Below are 17,639 nucleotides of genomic sequence, written 5' to 3' on the forward strand. Positions count from 1 at the left end.
TGAAAGGCAGACAAGCCTGCATATGATTAAGAAATAGAGGGTTTGTTGAAAGGAGGTACTCCATTCATGCTTAATAAAATCGTATTGACGATGGCATCACTACGGCTGACATCAGGGACTATTGAGATTTGCGCTGCGCTGCTCATGCTTCGGTTGAACCAAATCGACAAAGCCTTAGTCGTAAACTCATCGCTAGCTTTAGTTGGTCCGCTCATTCTAATTGCAACAACAACGGTTGGGCTCGTCGGGATGTCCGATAAGCTGTCCCCAGCGAAGTTTCTTTGGGTAGGAGCAGGCGTTATTTGCTTGATGATCGGTATTTTGAAAAAATAATAGATTTCAACTCTAGCATTTGTGAAACGAGACAGACATATTTTCGCAATACACGCATACAAATAGGAACTACGAAGGACAAACATCCGGGAGTGATAATCATATGCTGGCACGCGTATCACATTTATTGCCTTTGGAGCTGAAGACGCTGCTAGAGCGCCTTCCTGAACCAATGCAGGAGCAGCTGGAGGAAATTCGGATTCGAGAGGGACGGCCGCTTGAAATAGGTTTCCGTGGACAGTCTCGATTTATGATGATTGACGGGACGCTGCGCCAAGCTGCCGACGGAGCATACAAGCCTTCGGCAGACACATGCCGCAAGCTGCTCGAACGCATTACCAACTATTCCTTGTACGCAATGGAGGAGGAGCTGAGAAGAGGTTTTATAACGGTTTCAGGCGGGCATCGAATTGGACTGGCTGGCAGGACGATACTGGACAGCGGAGCCGTTCGCGGAATACGCGATATTGGCGCATTCAATATCCGAGTAGCCAGAGAGGTGATCGGAGCGAGTGCGCTTCTTCTGCCTAAGCTGATCGATCGGACGAGAAAAACGTTGCATTCCACTCTCATTCTAGCTCCTCCGCAGCAAGGAAAGACGACACTCGTGCGAGACATCGCTAGATCAGTCAGCTATGGGTTGTGGCCAACTCTCGAAGCAAGCAGCTGGCAGGGCCGAAAGGTAGGAATCGTAGATGAGCGCTCGGAAATTGCAGCCTGCGTTCGCGGCATTCCTACTTTTGATGTTGGACCGAGAACCGATGTCATGGATGCTTGCCCTAAGGCAGAAGGCATGATGATGCTGCTGCGCTCGATGTCGCCAGAGGTCATGATCATTGATGAGATTGGACGGCCAGAGGATGCGGAAGCCATCCGAGAAGCTAGCCATGCGGGAATCAGTGTGGTCGCAACTGCACACGCCTATGATTTGCAGGATGCTAGAGGCAGGCCTGTACTGCTGAAGCTGCTGGAAGAAGGAGCGTTCACCTACGTGGTTGAGCTGAAGCGCACAGAACAAGGCATTATGCACCGGGTTGTACCGGCAGAGACTGTCGCCGATCGAACCCCTGTGCGCGAGCCTAAGCCACCTGGTCGGCCGCTTGCGGATACCGCACCTGCCTTCTCTGGACGATACCGAGCTGGTGATCCGTGATTAAGCTTTTAGGGGCGGTTTTGGTTCTGTTTGCAGGCACGATGATAGGCTTCCAACAAGCGGCGAAATTCGCCGAGCGTCCTAGGCAGTTAAGACAGCTGGCACATGCGCTGCAAAGACTGGAGACAGAAATCGGCTATGGTCATACCCCATTGCCAGAAGCACTGGAGAGAACCGCATCAGCTACGCCAGAGCCGCTAGCAACCATATTTCGCAAGGCAGCAAGCGGGGTCTGGGAAACCGAAAGCTTTACCTTTAGCGATAGCTGGGAGCAAGCGATAAAGTCACAGTGGGATGCAACCTCGATGCGAAAAAACGAGCAGGCTGTACTTATACGTTTAGGATCAACGCTTGGAATAAGCGATAAGGAAGATCAAATGAAGCATATACATCTTGCGTTATTGCAGCTGAAGGCTGAGGAGGACGCTGCGAGAGACGATCAGGGGCGTTACGAGAAGATGTGGAAAAGTCTCGGTATATTGATCGCTGTTCTGGTCGTCATTTTGATGGTGTAGTGGGGTGCCGCATTGATGAATATGGATGTGAGCGCCATTTTCCAAATTGCTGGAATCGGAATTGTTATCGCAATGATACATTCGGTACTGAAGCAAATGGGAAAAGAAGATATGGCGCACTGGGTAACGCTTATCGGTTTTGTTGTCGTATTGTTTATGGTTGTTCGAATGCTTAATGAATTGTTCCAGGAAATCAAATCGATTTTTTTGTTCCAGTAGACGTCATCATTCAGACGTGAATGCAAGCAGGTGAGCCAAATGGAAATGATTCAAATCGTTGGTCTTGGTCTGATGGCTTCGGTACTCATCATTGTCGTTCGTGAGCAAAAGCCGATGTTCTCTTTTTTGCTCGCCGCGTTTACGGGATTGTTTATATTCCTGTATTTGATCGGCAAAATCGAAATTGTCATTTCCGTGCTTGAGGATCTGGCTAATCGATCAGGTATCCCTTCCATTTACTTGAAGACGATCTTGAAAATAATCGGAATCGCATATATTGCTGAGTTTGGAGCACAGATCGTCAGAGATGCGGGGCAAGAGGGGATTGCCTCGAAAATCGAATTTGCCGGCAAAGTATTTATTCTTGTTATGGCTGTCCCTATTATCAGCGTCATTGTTGAGACAGTTATTGGGCTGCTGCCGGATGGGGGGTGAAGCGAATGATTAAGCTCACTCCTGCGCGCGATAGGGCCAAGCTGATGCTGTTCATCTTAGTGTCAATGATCGTATTGTCTATCGCGCCAACTGTCACCTATGCCATAAGCGGTGAGAGCGCAGCACCAGTTGTAGATAACCAAGTTAATGCGGATGAGCTTTCTAAGGAGCTCACGGCTCAGCAAATTGGTGGACTAGATACGGGTGCTGTCGAGTCTTACTGGAACAATCTCCGAAGTGAATATGGCGGTTATTTCCCAGAACAGCATATTCCAAGTTTCATGGAGATGATTCTACCAGGAGGTGAGGGTCTTAAGCTTACGGATATTCTGAGCGGCCTGCTGAAGTATTTGTGGCATGAGGTGCTCTACAATGGCAAGCTGCTTGTGACCATAGTGATGCTGACCGTGTTCAGTATGGTGCTCGAGACGCTGCAAAACGCTTTTGAACGAAACGCAGTCAGCAAGGTAGCATACTCGATTACGTACATGGTGCTAATCATTATCGCGGTGAACAGCTTTCATGTCGCAATGGGTTATGCAAAAGGTGCAATTGAGAGCATGATTCAATTTATGCTTGCGATGGTCCCGCTGCTGCTTACGCTGCTTGCATCAATGGGCAATGTAGTCACCGTATCGGTACTGCATCCTTTGATCATTTTCATGATTCATGCCGTAGGAACACTCATTTACAAGCTCGTGTTTCCATTATTGTTCTTTTCGGCCGTGCTTCACATAGCAAGTGCATTGTCGGAAAAATTCAAAGTTACTCAACTAGCGAATCTGTTGCGTAACATCGGAGTGGGCGTAATGGGAGTGCTGCTTACGGTATTTCTAGGAGTCATTTCGGTGCAAGGTGCGACAGGAGCAGTCACGGATGGAGTTACGCTGCGGACAGCTAAGTTCGTAACGGGAAATTTCGTCCCTGTTGTAGGGAGAATGTTTTCTGATGCAGCGGATACGGTAATCTCGGCTTCCATGCTTGCAAAAAATGCAATTGGCTTAGCAGGTGTCATTATTCTGCTCTTCATCAGCGCATTTCCTGCAATCAAAATAATGACGCTAGCACTCATCTATAACATTGCCGCTGCTGTCATGCAGCCGCTGGGAGAATCTCCGATCGTCACATGCTTAGAAACAATAGGCAAGACGATGATTTACGTTTTTGCGGCTTTGGCTGCTGTCAGTCTTATGTTTTTTCTTGCGGTTACGATCATTTTGACTGCAGGCAATGCGGCGATGATGGTCAGGTAAGGAAGGAGACGAGAGCTGTGATGGCTTGGTTAAGCGACTGGCTGAGAGATATTATAGCAGTCATTCTACTGGCAGTGTTCGTCGAACTTCTGCTCCCGAACAAAGCGATGCAGCGCTACGCTCGGCTAGTAGTCGGCTTGTTCATTCTCCTGACGATTCTCTCGCCCATATTGAAACTCATACAAAGTGACATCGGTGCGAAGCTGGATGAAGGCATGGAGAAATGGAGCAAATCGGCTATGACAGTTGAGACGCAAATGAGTGGATTAAACCAAATTAAGCGAGATGCTGAGGCGATGAGCAACAAACGCAGCCTGGAAGCTGCCAGATTGACGGAACGAACATTGGAAGCGTCCATTCGAAATGAGCTTACCGAGCGGACGAAAGCATCAGTAGACGAGGTTGATGCCGTACTGAAGTGGACTACGGTTTCTGGAGCCCAAACACCTTATATCAGTCAAGTAATCGTTACTCTTAAAGCGGAAGATAACAAAAAAGGATTAGTAAAGGAAGGTGCTTCCGTGGAAGCGGTGCAGCCAGTTGTTGTAGACGTTGAAATAGCATCTATAGAAGATGGAAGTTCAGCTCCAATCGGCAAGGATGATAAAGCTGATCTGGAAGCGTCTAATGAGACTGAGATGGTTGAAGGGAATTGGTCAAGAGCTGATCCTGCTACAGCAGTTGCGATAAAAAGCTTGATTGCGAAGGGGTGGGGGCTTGCTGATGAACAGATTATCGTAAGAAAACCAGCGGATCAACAAGAGGCAAAGTGAGAGGTTAGGAATGGAGAGGAGGTAAGGCGCGGTGGCCAAATGGCTTGATGGCATAGAATCAGCGGTTGGCGGCGGTCCCGGCGGTCCAAAGCGAGTGCGGACACTGCGAATATTGCTAATCGTTGGGGGGATTGGCGCAGCGCTAATGATATTGAATTCATTTTTACCCTTTAAAGAAGTTGAGCCCTCTGTGCAGGATCCGAATCCGCCGCCTCAAACCGAGGCTGCTTGGGGGAATTCGGTGTCCTCAGGAAGTTCCGTATTCACCACAATTGAGAATACCTTAGAAGTAAGACTGAAGGAGATATTAGAGAAAATTGTCGGCGTGGGAACGGTTGATGTACTTGTAACGGTCGATTCCACGGAAGAAATCATCCATGAACGAAATACACAAGAATCACAACAGGTGACCGATGAGAATGACCCGAACGGTGGGAAGAGGCATATTACGGCGATCTCAAAAGACGGACAGGTCGTATTTTATGAGGTTTCCGGCGATCAAAAGCCGATCATAACCAAAACGATTAACCCGCGTATACGCGGTATCCTCATAGTTGCCAAAGGTGCTGAAAATGCAACAGTTAGACGCATCATTACCAATGCGGTGGAGAAGGGCATCAGTGTGCCGGTTAATCGAATTTCTGTTGTACCAAGCAAACAATAAAACCAAATTGAATTGATGGGGAGGGTGTTCTCATGAACACGAAAAGACAAACGGTATGGCTTGTATCAATGCTCAGCTTGATGGTGGTATTATCAGCGTATTATTTATTCACGCAGGATGTGGAGACTCCAGATGTGCTGACGGATGGCACACAAACGGAACAAGCAGCGCAAAATGCGACTGAGGCTGCAGCAAGCGGTGATGGTCTGGTCGTAAATGAAGTGGAGCAGCCAGTGGATGGAACCATTTTAAGCGAAGCTGATAAAGAAGCATTAAAACAAATTGATGCACAAGGCTTGGCTGCAGGTGGAGTATTCAGTGAACTGCTCGCGAAACGGGAAATGAAGTACAACGAAATTGATAATCGTGTAATGGCGGCTGTTAACGATACGCTCAAAAAACCAGAAGAAGCATCTGCCGCAATAGCTGAGCTTGATATGTTAGAAGAGAAACATACGAAGCTGACTGGCATTGAAGCAGAGCTGCTCAAGCAATATGAAAATGTAGTCATCGATGAGCAAAGCGACAAATACAATGTAGTTGTCTCAAGCGAGAAGCTTGAGAAAAAGCAAGCAGCTGACATTATAAAACTGGTCATGAGCACTCTTGATGTAGATGCTGATCAAGTATCGGTACAATATATCCCTTAAGCAGCACGAATGGCTCTAATACGGAGAAAAAGCCTTGTCGTTCCAGCATATTAGCTGGAGGCGGCAAGGCCTTTTTTTATACTGTCATCCGCGATTGAACAAAAAATGATTCGTGTTCAGGCTTGTTTATGATATAATGTTATACGTTATGTGAAAGAATTGGTTATAATGGCATGAACACCATTAATGGTTACAAGCCATGGAAGCAATCTTGCTATCGCAAATTTAAGGAGTGAAAATATTCATGTTCAAATTGAGCGAGATCAAAGAGTTGATCAAATTGGTTGATCAAACTTCCGTTCATGAGCTGGAAATCGAAAACGAAGGGACTCGCCTGCTCATTCGCAAGCCTGGCAAAACAGAAGTGGTGAATATGCAAGCGGCCCCAATTACGCATACATACGCGCCTGCACCATTACAAGTTCAGCCGGCCGCTCCAGCAGCGCAGCCTCAAGCCGTACAAGAAACGGCACCAGCTCGTCCTTCAACGGATCATTTGCACCAAATCGTATCTCCAATGGTAGGAACGTTCTATAGTTCTCCGACTCCGGAAGCAAGTGCTTTCGTAAAAGTTGGCGATCGCGTAAATGATAAGAGCGTTGTATGTATTTTGGAAGCTATGAAGCTGATGAATGAACTCGAAGCAGAGGTTCGCGGCGAAATTGTGGAAATTTTGGTATCTAACGGCCAGCTTGTCGAGTACGGCCAGCCATTGTTCCTTGTAAAGCCTGAATAATGTAGTGAGTTAACGTCCGAACAGGGAAACTGTCGTTTGAAAGGGGTTCCTACGTGAAATTTCACAAAATATTAATTGCAAACCGCGGTGAAATTGCTGTACGTATTATTCGTGCTTGTCGCGAACTAGGTATTAGCACCGTTGCGGTCTATTCCGAAGCGGATCGTGATTCGCTTCATGTACGGTTAGCCGACGAAGCCTATTGCATCGGGCCTACCGCATCTAAAGACAGCTATTTAAACTTAACAAATATTATGAGCGTAGCTACAATAACCGAATGCGATGCTATTCATCCAGGTTATGGTTTTCTAGCTGAAAACGCTGACTTTGCAGAAATCTGCGAATCATGCAATATCACTTTCATCGGACCATCACCCGAAGCTATTAACAAAATGGGCGACAAAGCGGTTGCCAAGCTGACGATGAGAACGGCTGATGTGCCAATCATTCCGGGTTCTGACGGTCTTGTAGAGAATATGGATGAAGCGATCCGCGTTGCTCGCGAAATCGGCTACCCCGTTATTATTAAAGCGACTGCGGGCGGCGGAGGCAAAGGCATTCGGATTGCGGATGACGAGACCACGCTAGTAGCGCAAATTACAACTGCACAGCAAGAGGCTCAAAAAGCCTTCGGCAATGCTGGTGTATATTTAGAAAAATATTTAACGGGCATGAAGCACGTTGAAATTCAAATTATGGCAGACAAGCATGGCAATGCTGTTCATTTGTTTGAACGTGATTGCTCCGTGCAGCGCAGACGCCAAAAGCTAGTCGAAGAGGCGCCTTGCTCTGTACTAACTCCTGAACTTCGTGATCGCATGGGACAAGCAGCTGTTCGTGCAGCTTTAGCGGTAAACTACTCAGGTGCTGGAACGTTGGAGTTTTTACTTGGCCCTGACGAGATGTTTTATTTCATGGAGATGAATACACGTATTCAAGTTGAGCATCCCGTAACAGAGATGATCACAAACGTGGATTTAATTAAAGAAATGATCTCTGTAGCAGAAGGGAATCCACTTTCCTTCTCGCAAAGCGATCTTAAGATTAATGGTTGGTCCATTGAATGCCGGATCAATGCAGAGGATTCAGAAAGAAATTTCATGCCTTCTCCTGGTTTGATTCCTTTTTACTTGCCGCCAGGCGGAGCCGGTGTTCGCGTAGACAGCGCAGTTTATCCAGGCTACACGATTTCACCGCATTATGACTCGATGATTGCTAAGTTAATCGTTTGGGGATCAACCCGTGAAGAAGCAATTGCAAGAATGAAACGGGCATTGTCTGAATTCGCTATTGAAGGCATTCGGACAACGATTCCATTCCATTTGAAGCTGCTGAATCATCCGAAATTCGTTAGTGGAAACTTCGACATTAAGTTTCTTGAAGAGCATGATATTAACGCTCCTGAATGAAGATACGACAAAGATGTGAACAAGTAGTATCGTTTGTCATATTTCTTACCGAATGTTATAGTATATTAACAAGATGCGGTTTATTGCTTGGCTTAAAGCCGAGTACGCGCAACTTTAAGGAGGTGTACAGCCATCATGAGTACGATAGCTGCGGAGTATGAGAAAACGGACATTGGCACGATTCAAATTGCACCTGAAGTCATCGAAGTAATCGCTGGATTAGCTACGATTGAAGTGGATGGAGTCGCTGGAATGAGCGGCGGATTTGCAGGAGGCATTGTAGAGCTTCTTGGACGCAAAAATTTATCCAAAGGTGTTAAAGTTGAAGTGGGTCAGCGTGAAGCTGCAGTAGATGTATCCATTATCGTTGAGTACGGCAACCGTATTCCGGAGATTGCTTCGGAAATTCAACGAAATGTGAAACGCTCTATTGAGATGATGACGGGACTCCACGTTGTTGAAGTGAACGTACATATTCACGATGTACATTTCAAGACGCTTGATAAACCGGAAGAAGAAGAAGTGCTTCACAGAGTGAAATAAATAAAAATGGTTTAATTAAATCCCGTACAACCCCCTCGTGAATGGGCATGCCGCTCGGCGCAAGGGGGTTTTCATTCGGCTTGGCAGGAGGAGGCGCTACGCTTGATTAAGGTCGTGGACAAGCTGCTTTTGTTTTTGTATAGCATCGTGATTGGATGTGTATCCGTTTTTCTGCTATCCATTGGATTTGGCTGGATATCGCGAGATTTATTGAACGATTTAGTAGGCGATTTATATCGTATCGACTCCATACAAATTACGTTCGCAGTAGTCGGAGTCATCTTATTCATTCTTAGCTTAAGGTTTTTTGTTGTATCTCTTCATCGCGGATCAGCTTCAGCTCCGTCAATTGATCAAAGAACGGATTTCGGTGATATTCGTATCTCTCTTGAAACTATTGAAAATTTGACATTGAAGGCAGCTTCACGCCAACGCGGCGTAAAGGACTTGCGCGCTCGCATTCGGGCGACGGATGCTGGTCTAGATATTGTGATACGCGCTGTAGTTGATGGTGAAAGTTCCATACCGGTGCTGACTGAAGAGATTCAACGTACGGTGAAAGAGCATGTAGAGGAAATAGCCGGTATACCCGTAACTAACGTTGCGGTATATGTTGCGAACATCATTCAAACGGGGACGTTCAAGAGTCGCGTGGAATAGAGGTGAGTTTGCTCATGTGGAGGGAATTCTGGGACATCTATCGCAAGCGTGCTATTGGCGCAGCGATTGGGTTGTTTTTCGGATTGCTATATTTGTTTGTCGGTTTTTGGGACATGCTTTTTGTAGGGTTGCTCGTCTCAATCGGTTATTGGATCGGCTTACAAAAGGAAACAAGTGACGGACCTGTTTTTCCATGGCAGCGGCTTTGGTATTCGTTGTTGGAAAGATTTCGACCGTTTAAATGATCCTGTGGTCTCCTCCGTACTCCGGATTTCGGAAAGCCGCTTATTCGGGGCAGGGAGGAGATCATAGGTTTTTTTTGAAGTTCGGCGTCAAGAGGACGCCGAAGGCGTTTTGGCTTGAACTATAGAGTTTACAAGAATAAAACCATTTTATCGGCATGAAACTGCCGCGGAGGTCACATGAAACGTAGATTAGCACGGGAAATAGCGATTTCAAGCTTATATCAGATGGAAATGAACGAAGTTACGGCTTCAGATGCAGTTGACATGCTTGTGGAAGAAATGAGTCTAGATAATGAAATGGGTGCTGATCCTGCTGAGATTGGCAGCACAGATGCGTTTGCGCGAGAGATTGTAGCAGGCGTAATGGAACATAAGCAAGCGATTGACGGTATGCTGCAGCAGTTTTTGACGGGCTGGCATATCGACCGGTTATCGCGCGTAGACCGTCAAGTTCTAAGACTTGCTACGTACGAGATGGTATTCCGTGACGATGTTCCGCCAAAAGCAACGATCAATGAAGCGATTGAGCTTGCGAAACATTTTGGTACAGAGGAATCCGGCAAGTTTGTCAATGGCGTACTTGGAAAATTGCTTTTGGAAATTGAAGAATTAAAATCATAATTGCATGTAAGTGATCAAACATTCATCGATGTAAAAGGAGACTGGAGCTATGTGTGCACAAATCATTGAAGGAAAGAAAATATCCGACCTTATCCGTGAGGAGATGATTACGGAAACTGCAGCCTTGAAAGAAAAAGGGGTCATCCCTGGTTTGGCAGTCGTACTCGTAGGCGAAGATCCTGCCTCAAAAGTATACGTTGGCTCAAAGGAAAAAGCTTGCCAGCAGCTTGGTTTCTATTCAGAGGTACATCGTTTAGCCGCAGACACAAGTGAAGAAGATTTACTTGCTGTCATTGAACGTTTGAATAACCAATCTACGATTAATGGAATTCTAGTTCAATTACCGCTTCCGAAACATATCAACGAGAAGGCTGTTATTGATGCCATTGCCGTTGATAAAGATGTCGATGGCTTCCATCCAGAAAGCGTTGGCAATTTGGTTATTGGCGACGACAGCTTGCTGCCGTGTACGCCAGCAGGAGTCATTGAGCTTATTAAACGCAGTGGCGTTGACATTTCGGGGAAACATGCAGTTGTTATCGGCAGAAGCAACATCGTTGGCAAGCCAGTTGCCATGCTGCTGCTCCGTGAACATGCTACTGTTACGATATGTCATTCTCGTACTGCCAACATGGAAGAAATCGCCAAACAGGCAGATATTCTAGTCGTCGCTATCGGGAAAGCGAAAGCTATTGATAGTAAATTCGTTAAGCCAGGCGCTATCGTTATTGATGTCGGCATTAACCGTTTGGAGAATGGCAAGCTCGCGGGTGATGTTGATTTTGACGATTGCTTGGAAACAGCAGGATTCATTACACCAGTACCAGGCGGAGTTGGTCCTATGACGATTACACTCCTAATGAAAAATACAATTACAGCGGCAAAAAGGGCAAACGGAATTAAGGAGTGATGGCGGGCATGGCGGATCAGCCACGAATTTATTCCATAAAAGAGCTTAATCGGTATATTCGAATGAAAATGGAGTCGGATTCACTGCTTGGCGATATTTGGCTGCGCGGTGAGATTTCCAATTTTACGCATCATTCAAGCGGGCATATGTATTTTACGCTGAAGGATAGCGATAGCCGGATAAAATCCATTATGTTCGCATCTCATAATCAGCGTCTTCCGTTTATACCTAAAGAAGGAACAAAAGTCATTGCAAGAGGGAATATAACGGTATACGAGCGCGATGGAAATTATCAATTTTATGTGAATTCGATGCAGCCTGATGGCATTGGAAGCTTGTACCTCGCGTTTGAGCAGCTGAAGAGCAAGCTGAGCAATGAAGGGCTCTTCGCGGAGTCCCGCAAGCGGGAGATTCCGCTTTTCCCACGGGCAATTGGTGTCATCACATCGCCAACGGGAGCAGCTGTACGCGATATTATCATTACTTTGCAGCGTCGTTATCCATTAATTCCAATTTATGTATATCCCGTACTCGTTCAAGGAACTGGGGCAGCACCAGCTATTGTGAAAGCGATAGAAGCAATGAACCGTTTTGGCGAAGCCGACGTATTAATTGTAGGGCGCGGCGGAGGGTCGCTTGAGGAGTTGTGGGCTTTCAATGAGGAAGCTGTTGCTCGAAGCATCGCTAACTCAGAGATACCGATTATCAGTGCAGTAGGACATGAAACTGATTTCACCATTGCTGATTTTGTATCTGATTTACGCGCGGCCACTCCAACAGCTGCGGCAGAGCTCGCTGTTCCGAGCATTGCAGAATTAAAGCAGCAGCTAAATCGGCAGCAGCAACGGCTTATTCAAGGCATTCAGTACCGTGTAATGGATGAGAAGGAGAGGCTGCAACGCATACGCCGCTCGCCTTTTTTCTTACACCCGCGCAGGTATTTACTTGAGCAAGCAGAACGGCTGGATCGATTGTCAGAGCAGCTGGTACAGCGAACAAAAAGAATTACAGAACGTAGTCATTCACGACTAGCAAGGCAACAAGCAACACTTTCTGCCCATCATCCAGGCGAGCGGGTTGCATTCGCCGCTAAACGCTTGCAGACGGCAAACAAGCAGCTCGAGCTTGCTATGAACGTTGTCGTAAAGGATAAGAAAAACAAGCTGTATAGCTCAATGAAGCAGCTAGACGCTTTAAGTCCATTAAAAGTTATGTCTAGAGGTTATAGTCTCGTGTATGACGAGCGAGAGCAACGATTAATTAAATCGATTCGCGATGTGAAGCTAGGCGACATCGTAAAGGTGAAAGTAGCAGACGGTCAGCTAGATTGTCATGTAGGTTCATTGAGAGGAGATCAAATGGATGGCAGCAACGAATCAAAGTGAGCTTACTTTTGAGCAAGCGATGGAACGATTAGATTCCATTGTATCGAAGCTTGAGAACGGTGATGTTCCGCTTGAGACTGCGATTGAGTTGTTCCAAGAAGGCATGAAGTTATCTCAGCTTTGCGGGGGCAAGCTTGAGCAAGTAGAGCAAAAAATCGAACTGTTGATTGAAACAGAACAAGGCTTCCAGAAAAAACCGTTTGCGGATGCAATCGAAAATAAAGGGGAATAAGCTTGAACGAGAGGGTAGCAATAAAAGCGTATTTATCGCAATGCATAGAGCTTATAGAAGCTTCGCTAAAACAAGCGTTACCAAGCTCATGGGATGTTCCCCTGCGTCTGCGGGAGGCAATGCTCTATTCCCTTGAAGCAGGTGGAAAGCGTTTAAGACCTGCACTTGTTATTGCAGCAGCCGAGGCTGTCTTTGGTAAAACAGAAACAATAAACGCAGCAATGCCTGTTGCATGTGCGGTGGAGTTTATACACACCTACTCATTAGTTCATGATGATTTACCTGCTATGGATGACGATGATTTCCGCAGAGGCAAGCCAACTAACCACAAGGTTTTTGGTGAAGCAATGGCAATTTTGGCTGGTGATGCGCTGCTAACGCACGCTTTTCATTTAATTCCGCAAGCGGCCCGTCAAGGTGGCGTCGGAGCAGATGTTGCACTTGCTATCGTCGAAGATTTGGCTAAGTTAGCAGGAGCTCCCGGGATGGTAGGCGGTCAAGTTGCAGATATGCTTGGCGAACAAGGCATCACTTCAATTCATGAACTGGAGTATATTCATCTTCATAAAACAAGCGATCTTATTGCATTCACGGTAATGGCCGGTGGCCGCATTGGAGGAGCAACAGAGAAGCAGCTTGAACTGCTCGCACTTTATGGCCGCAATATCGGTCTTGCTTTTCAAATTCAGGATGATATTTTGGATTTGATCGGTGATGAAAAGAAGCTGGGCAAAAAGACGAATAGCGATGTACAGCAAAATAAAGTAACGTATCCGTTCCTTATCGGAATAGAAGAAAGCAAAGCTCAGGTTGAACGGCTAACCCAGGAAGCGAAGTCAGCAGTGCTGGAAGCGGAGTTCTTGGCTCCAGATCGACTGCTTGAAATTGCAGATTATCTCGTTGGACGCGATCATTGAGTATGTGATGCTTTTTCCATTTTGGTTGGGAAAAAAAGCTCTGTATGCTATAATAGGAAAAATGTAGATGTACATGGGACGGCAACTATAAGCTGTCCGCGAAAGCGAGGAAAGTAACGTGCTGCTTGACCAGATTAACGGACCTCAAGATTTGAAAGCTTTGACAACCGCTCAACTTGAGCAACTGGCTGCTGAAATCCGTCAGTTCCTTATTGAGAAGCTTTCCGTTACGGGTGGTCATCTCGCTCCTAACTTAGGAGTCGTTGAGCTGACCCTAGCCATGCATTATTTATTTAATAGTCCAGAAGATAAGTTTATTTTTGATGTTGGTCATCAATCCTACGTGCATAAAATTTTAACCGGCCGCATGGATCGGTTTGATACGCTGCGACAATACAAAGGTCTGTGCGGATTCGTCAAACGTGCAGAAAGCGAGCATGATGTATGGGAAGCCGGACATAGCAGTACATCTTTGTCTGCCGCTATGGGTATGGCGCTTGCTCGTGATCTTAAGGGTGAGAGCAATCGTGTAGTTGCTGTTATCGGCGACGGTGCTCTAACTGGCGGTATGGCTTTAGAAGCACTTAATCATATTGGACACGAGAACAAAGACTTGATCGTTATCTTGAATGATAATGAAATGTCCATTGCTCCAAATGTAGGTGCACTGCATCACTATTTAGGGAAAATTCGTACAGATCGTCATTATCACAAAGCTAAGGATGAGCTGCAACAGCTGCTGAACAAGATACCAGCGATTGGCGGCAAGCTTGCCAAGACGGCAGAACGTTTCAAAGACAGCTTGAAATATTTGCTCGTTAGCGGTATTTTATTCGAGCAATTCGGATTTACTTACCTTGGTCCCGTTGATGGACATGATATCGAGCAAGTACTTGATATTATGCGCCAAGCGGATGCAATGCCGGGTCCTGTTCTTGTCCATGTATTGACTGTAAAAGGTAAAGGCTATTCACCTGCCGAAGCTGATTCATTCAAATGGCATGGCATCACGCCATACAAAATTGAATCTGGCCAAGTGGTCAAGGCAGTTGGCCCACCAATGTATACTGACGTTTTTGGTCAAATGTTAATCGAGCTTGCTGAGAAGGATGAGCGCATCGTTGCTGTTACTCCAGCAATGCCAGGTGGTTCTGGTTTGCTGCCATTCGCCACAAGATTCCCGAACCGGATGATCGATGTAGGCATTGCAGAGCAGCATGCTGCTACGATGTCTGCTGCGTTAGCCATTGAAGGTATGAAGCCTGTATTTGCTGTATATTCTACTTTCTTGCAGCGCGCATATGATCAAGTCGTTCATGATATTTGCCGTCAGAACCTAAATGTTATTTTTGCCATAGACCGTGCTGGCTTCGTTGGTCCGGATGGTGAAACGCATCATGGTGTTTATGATATTTCTTTCTTAAGACATATTCCGAATTTGGTCATCATGATGCCTAAGGATGAGAATGAGCTTAGACAAATGTTGAAGACCGCTGTAGATTATAATGATGGACCCATAGCTGTTCGTTATCCGCGTATTGCGGGATTAGGCGTAGAGATGGAAGCCCATCCGCAAGCATTGCCTATAGGTACGTGGGAAACGGTTCGCGAAGGCGAATCCACCGTAATTATGGCCATTGGACCGATGCTGCAGGTAGCCGAAGAAGCTGCAGACCTTCTCAAACGTGAAGGCATAAATGTACAAATTGTAAATGCTCGGTTTATTAAACCGCTTGATGAAAAAATGCTTCTATCGTTTGCCGCAGAAGGCAGGCACATGATTGTGCTTGAGGAAAACGCTGAGCTTGGTGGTTTTGGCAGCTCAGTGCTTGAGTTCTTTTCACTCAAAGGCATTTACGGCCTAACTATTCGAATCATTGGAGTGCCTGATGTATTCGTTGAACACGGATCGATTAAGGAACAGCGGAAAGAGATTGGATTAACGGCTGAAAGAGTTGCAACTGAGCTAAAAACGATGCAGCCAAGGCGCATGAAACGAGTTACTGGCAAACAGTGACGTCTGAGGGTGAAAGATGACAACAACAACAACTAAAGAACGAATAGACGTATTGCTTGTTGAGCGCGGCTTTTATGAAAGTAGAGAAAAAGCAAAAGCGGCTTTGATGGCGGGTCTCGTGCTAGTAAACGACGAGCCTGTTGACAAAAGCGGTATGAAGGTAGCTCGTTCGGCAGACATCAAGGTGAAAGGCGCTTTGCATCCTTATGTAAGCCGTGGTGGGTTAAAGCTCGAGAAAGCGATTCGTGTGTTCAATATCGATTTGCGCGAACGTGTTATGCTCGATATCGGTGCATCGACAGGCGGTTTTACCGACTGTGCTTTACAGAATGGAGCATCTTATGTTTATGCTATTGATGTTGGTTACAACCAACTTGATTGGTCGCTAAGACAAGATGACCGTGTTCATGTTATGGAGCGAACTAATTTTCGTTATACGCAGCCGGCTGATTTAGTTGGTCCACCGCCAACATTCGCTACAATCGATGTATCCTTTATATCGTTAAAACATATTTTGCCTGCTTTATCTACTTTATTAACGGTTGGTTCTGGCATTGTTGCTTTGATTAAGCCGCAATTCGAGGCTGGACGTGAAAAAGTAGGGAAATCGGGTGTTGTTCGTGACTCTGGCGTGCACAGAGATGTGCTTCGTACCGTTTTGACTGGAGCAGCGGAAATTGGCTTTTCATTGCAGGATATTACCTTCTCTCCCATTACGGGCGGAGAGGGCAATATTGAATTTTTAGCCTATTGGCACTGGTCTGCTGAACCAAATGCTGCTGTGCCAGATGACAATGCGTTAACGGAGCTAGTGAAACAAGCGAATGAGACCTTTACAACTAATAAATAAATGAGGAAGGTGCCTGGCAGAGTCATAACTGCCGGCATCTTTTTTACTTTACAGCATAGTGCTTCATTTGTTAAACTATAGAAAAGCAAACAAACGTTCGGTAATCGGCATAAACAGGAATATGACCCCAGCATAGCGAACGAATAGGTATACAATCCATTTGCGAATGGGGGATGCTGATGGGAACTTACGGTGATTGGGCTATTATGCTGATTGCTGGTTGCTTGTTCATTTTATGGCTGTTTAGAGTGTTTCACCGCTGGCTTCATGAGCCTGCGAGTGTCAATCGGCTCAAACTCGGCAAGGGCGGTGTTCTCGCAGCAGATGACGAAAATATATTGTTGCTGGAGCAAGCCGGATACGAGGTAAGCTCAGGAAAACATTTAGTACCGATTCCGATCAAGCTGGATGATGTGCCGCTTGGAAAGGGCAGCCGATTATATATTGATTATATTGCGGAAATGAATAATTGCACGTATATAGTGAAAACTGCTCGTGAACGGATGCCAATCGACTGGTCGCCGAGCGGGGTGAGAGATCGATTGCTTGTATATTCCCTGCTATTGCCTGAATGTGACGGAATCTTATTCGTAGACGCGAGGGAAAAGCTGATACGCAAAATTACGTTTCACATCGCAGATTAATTAATCATGGAGGTTTTTTTATGAAGGGGCTTCGTCAATATCGAATCAAGGAAATTATTAGCAATAGTGTGATTGAGACGCAAGAAGATCTGGTGGAGGCGCTTCGCACTACAGGCATGCAAGTAACTCAAGCGACCGTCTCACGCGATATGAAGGAATTAATGCTGATTAAAGTGCCGGCAGGTGAAGGCAAATATAAGTATTCCATTCCGCAAGAGCATCAGAAGCAGAACCCTATTCATAAGTTGAAACGTGCTTTGCTTGATCATTTTGTACATATTGACTTTACAGATAATCTTGTTGTTATGAAATGTTTGCCAGGGACGGCAAATACCATTTGCGCATTGGTTGATAATATGGAATGGACAGAAGTTATGGGTACAATCTGTGGAGATGATACGATCTTGATGATTTGCCGAACGAAGAAGCAGAGCAATGAAGTCGTAGAACGATTACTTGAGTTATTGAACTAAGG

Annotated in this window: 23 protein-coding genes; all 23 read left to right on the forward strand. The window is 45.9% G+C overall.

Annotation, left to right across the window (positions count from 1 at the left end):
- Positions 1-66 precede the first annotated feature (66 nt).
- The 23 genes from AC787_RS07915 to ahrC all read left to right on the forward strand — a co-directional run bounded on the left by AC787_RS07915 (position 67) and on the right by ahrC (position 17,637).
- Positions 67-333 carry a YqhV family protein gene (locus AC787_RS07915; RefSeq protein ID WP_054024278.1) on the forward strand — a complete coding sequence of 89 codons (267 nt, stop codon included), beginning with the start codon at positions 67-69 and terminating at the stop codon, positions 331-333.
- Positions 334-436: 103 nt separating this feature from the next.
- Entirely contained in the window at positions 437-1,486 is a 1,050-nt protein-coding gene (gene spoIIIAA / locus AC787_RS07920) for a stage III sporulation protein AA (RefSeq protein ID WP_082360672.1), read from the forward strand.
- Complete coding sequence (gene spoIIIAB, locus AC787_RS07925; protein ID WP_054024279.1) at positions 1,483-2,001, forward strand: stage III sporulation protein SpoIIIAB; 519 nt, start codon at positions 1,483-1,485, stop codon at positions 1,999-2,001. Before spoIIIAA ends, spoIIIAB begins: the two co-directional genes overlap by 4 nt.
- A gap of 15 nt (positions 2,002-2,016) precedes the next feature.
- Entirely contained in the window at positions 2,017-2,220 is a 204-nt protein-coding gene (gene spoIIIAC, locus AC787_RS07930; protein ID WP_054024280.1) for a stage III sporulation protein AC, read from the forward strand.
- Positions 2,221-2,259: 39 nt separating this feature from the next.
- Positions 2,260-2,655 (forward strand): stage III sporulation protein AD, encoded by a 396-nt coding sequence (gene spoIIIAD / locus AC787_RS07935; RefSeq protein ID WP_054024281.1) that lies wholly within the window; start codon positions 2,260-2,262, stop codon positions 2,653-2,655.
- A 5-nt stretch (positions 2,656-2,660) separates the two neighbouring features.
- Positions 2,661-3,908 (forward strand): stage III sporulation protein AE, encoded by a 1,248-nt coding sequence (gene spoIIIAE / locus AC787_RS07940; protein ID WP_063847498.1) that lies wholly within the window; start codon positions 2,661-2,663, stop codon positions 3,906-3,908.
- Between the two features lie 20 nt (positions 3,909-3,928).
- Positions 3,929-4,681 carry a stage III sporulation protein AF gene (spoIIIAF, locus tag AC787_RS07945; protein ID WP_054024282.1) on the forward strand — a complete coding sequence of 251 codons (753 nt, stop codon included), beginning with the start codon at positions 3,929-3,931 and terminating at the stop codon, positions 4,679-4,681.
- Between the two features lie 31 nt (positions 4,682-4,712).
- Positions 4,713-5,345, forward strand: a complete 633-nt coding sequence (spoIIIAG, locus tag AC787_RS07950) for a stage III sporulation protein AG (protein ID WP_054024283.1) — start codon at positions 4,713-4,715, stop codon at positions 5,343-5,345.
- A 32-nt stretch (positions 5,346-5,377) separates the two neighbouring features.
- Complete coding sequence (locus AC787_RS07955; RefSeq protein WP_054024284.1) at positions 5,378-5,995, forward strand: SpoIIIAH-like family protein; 618 nt, start codon at positions 5,378-5,380, stop codon at positions 5,993-5,995.
- A gap of 244 nt (positions 5,996-6,239) precedes the next feature.
- Positions 6,240-6,731: an acetyl-CoA carboxylase biotin carboxyl carrier protein gene (gene accB, locus AC787_RS07960; RefSeq protein ID WP_054024285.1), complete on the forward strand. Its 492-nt coding sequence runs from the start codon at positions 6,240-6,242 to the stop codon at positions 6,729-6,731.
- 53 nt (positions 6,732-6,784) lie between these two features.
- Positions 6,785-8,140 (forward strand): acetyl-CoA carboxylase biotin carboxylase subunit, encoded by a 1,356-nt coding sequence (accC, locus tag AC787_RS07965; RefSeq protein WP_054024286.1) that lies wholly within the window; start codon positions 6,785-6,787, stop codon positions 8,138-8,140.
- Positions 8,141-8,275: 135 nt separating this feature from the next.
- Complete coding sequence (locus tag AC787_RS07970; protein ID WP_054024287.1) at positions 8,276-8,683, forward strand: Asp23/Gls24 family envelope stress response protein; 408 nt, start codon at positions 8,276-8,278, stop codon at positions 8,681-8,683.
- Between the two features lie 102 nt (positions 8,684-8,785).
- On the forward strand, positions 8,786-9,343 hold the full coding sequence (gene amaP / locus AC787_RS07975; RefSeq protein WP_054024288.1) for an alkaline shock response membrane anchor protein AmaP: 558 nt from the start codon (positions 8,786-8,788) through the stop codon (positions 9,341-9,343).
- A 14-nt stretch (positions 9,344-9,357) separates the two neighbouring features.
- Positions 9,358-9,588, forward strand: a complete 231-nt coding sequence (locus AC787_RS07980; RefSeq protein WP_054024289.1) for a DUF2273 domain-containing protein — start codon at positions 9,358-9,360, stop codon at positions 9,586-9,588.
- 177 nt (positions 9,589-9,765) lie between these two features.
- On the forward strand, positions 9,766-10,209 hold the full coding sequence (nusB, locus tag AC787_RS07985; RefSeq protein ID WP_054024290.1) for a transcription antitermination factor NusB: 444 nt from the start codon (positions 9,766-9,768) through the stop codon (positions 10,207-10,209).
- Positions 10,210-10,258: 49 nt separating this feature from the next.
- On the forward strand, positions 10,259-11,119 hold the full coding sequence (folD, locus tag AC787_RS07990) for a bifunctional methylenetetrahydrofolate dehydrogenase/methenyltetrahydrofolate cyclohydrolase FolD (protein WP_054024291.1): 861 nt from the start codon (positions 10,259-10,261) through the stop codon (positions 11,117-11,119).
- Between the two features lie 8 nt (positions 11,120-11,127).
- Positions 11,128-12,504 (forward strand): exodeoxyribonuclease VII large subunit, encoded by a 1,377-nt coding sequence (gene xseA, locus AC787_RS07995; protein ID WP_054024292.1) that lies wholly within the window; start codon positions 11,128-11,130, stop codon positions 12,502-12,504.
- Complete coding sequence (xseB, locus tag AC787_RS08000) at positions 12,482-12,736, forward strand: exodeoxyribonuclease VII small subunit (RefSeq protein ID WP_054024293.1); 255 nt, start codon at positions 12,482-12,484, stop codon at positions 12,734-12,736. The genes xseA and xseB overlap by 23 nt, the downstream gene beginning before the upstream one ends.
- A gap of 2 nt (positions 12,737-12,738) precedes the next feature.
- Complete coding sequence (locus AC787_RS08005) at positions 12,739-13,653, forward strand: polyprenyl synthetase family protein (RefSeq protein ID WP_054024294.1); 915 nt, start codon at positions 12,739-12,741, stop codon at positions 13,651-13,653.
- Positions 13,654-13,771: 118 nt separating this feature from the next.
- The gene (dxs, locus tag AC787_RS08010) at positions 13,772-15,670 is read left to right on the forward strand and encodes a 1-deoxy-D-xylulose-5-phosphate synthase (RefSeq protein ID WP_054024295.1); all 1,899 of its coding nucleotides are present in this window, start codon (positions 13,772-13,774) and stop codon (positions 15,668-15,670) included.
- A gap of 16 nt (positions 15,671-15,686) precedes the next feature.
- On the forward strand, positions 15,687-16,520 hold the full coding sequence (locus AC787_RS08015; protein ID WP_054024296.1) for a TlyA family RNA methyltransferase: 834 nt from the start codon (positions 15,687-15,689) through the stop codon (positions 16,518-16,520).
- Between the two features lie 179 nt (positions 16,521-16,699).
- On the forward strand, positions 16,700-17,164 hold the full coding sequence (locus AC787_RS08020; RefSeq protein WP_054024297.1) for a hypothetical protein: 465 nt from the start codon (positions 16,700-16,702) through the stop codon (positions 17,162-17,164).
- Positions 17,165-17,184: 20 nt separating this feature from the next.
- Positions 17,185-17,637, forward strand: a complete 453-nt coding sequence (ahrC, locus tag AC787_RS08025; protein ID WP_054024298.1) for a transcriptional regulator AhrC/ArgR — start codon at positions 17,185-17,187, stop codon at positions 17,635-17,637.
- Positions 17,638-17,639 lie beyond the last annotated feature (2 nt).

Origin of the sequence: Bacillus sp. FJAT-28004 (genome assembly GCF_001280845.1) — a bacterium.
GTDB lineage: Bacteria > Bacillota > Bacilli > Paenibacillales > Paenibacillaceae > Pristimantibacillus.

Bases quoted from the DNA above. Each gene is read 5' to 3' on its own strand.
- AC787_RS07915 (WP_054024278.1), top strand. From the start codon at position 67: ATGCTTAATAAAATCGTATTGACGATGGCATCACTACGGCTGACATCA.
- spoIIIAA (WP_082360672.1), top strand. From the start codon at position 437: ATGCTGGCACGCGTATCACATTTATTGCCTTTGGAGCTGAAGACGCTG.
- spoIIIAC (WP_054024280.1), top strand. From the start codon at position 2,017: ATGAATATGGATGTGAGCGCCATTTTCCAAATTGCTGGAATCGGAATT.
- spoIIIAD (WP_054024281.1), top strand. From the start codon at position 2,260: ATGGAAATGATTCAAATCGTTGGTCTTGGTCTGATGGCTTCGGTACTC.
- spoIIIAE (WP_063847498.1), top strand. From the start codon at position 2,661: ATGATTAAGCTCACTCCTGCGCGCGATAGGGCCAAGCTGATGCTGTTC.
- spoIIIAF (WP_054024282.1), top strand. From the start codon at position 3,929: ATGGCTTGGTTAAGCGACTGGCTGAGAGATATTATAGCAGTCATTCTA.
- AC787_RS07955 (WP_054024284.1), top strand. From the start codon at position 5,378: ATGAACACGAAAAGACAAACGGTATGGCTTGTATCAATGCTCAGCTTG.
- accB (WP_054024285.1), top strand. From the start codon at position 6,240: ATGTTCAAATTGAGCGAGATCAAAGAGTTGATCAAATTGGTTGATCAA.
- AC787_RS07970 (WP_054024287.1), top strand. From the start codon at position 8,276: ATGAGTACGATAGCTGCGGAGTATGAGAAAACGGACATTGGCACGATT.
- AC787_RS07980 (WP_054024289.1), top strand. From the start codon at position 9,358: ATGTGGAGGGAATTCTGGGACATCTATCGCAAGCGTGCTATTGGCGCA.
- nusB (WP_054024290.1), top strand. From the start codon at position 9,766: ATGAAACGTAGATTAGCACGGGAAATAGCGATTTCAAGCTTATATCAG.
- folD (WP_054024291.1), top strand. From the start codon at position 10,259: ATGTGTGCACAAATCATTGAAGGAAAGAAAATATCCGACCTTATCCGT.
- xseA (WP_054024292.1), top strand. From the start codon at position 11,128: ATGGCGGATCAGCCACGAATTTATTCCATAAAAGAGCTTAATCGGTAT.
- xseB (WP_054024293.1), top strand. From the start codon at position 12,482: ATGGCAGCAACGAATCAAAGTGAGCTTACTTTTGAGCAAGCGATGGAA.
- AC787_RS08015 (WP_054024296.1), top strand. From the start codon at position 15,687: ATGACAACAACAACAACTAAAGAACGAATAGACGTATTGCTTGTTGAG.
- AC787_RS08020 (WP_054024297.1), top strand. From the start codon at position 16,700: ATGGGAACTTACGGTGATTGGGCTATTATGCTGATTGCTGGTTGCTTG.
- ahrC (WP_054024298.1), top strand. From the start codon at position 17,185: ATGAAGGGGCTTCGTCAATATCGAATCAAGGAAATTATTAGCAATAGT.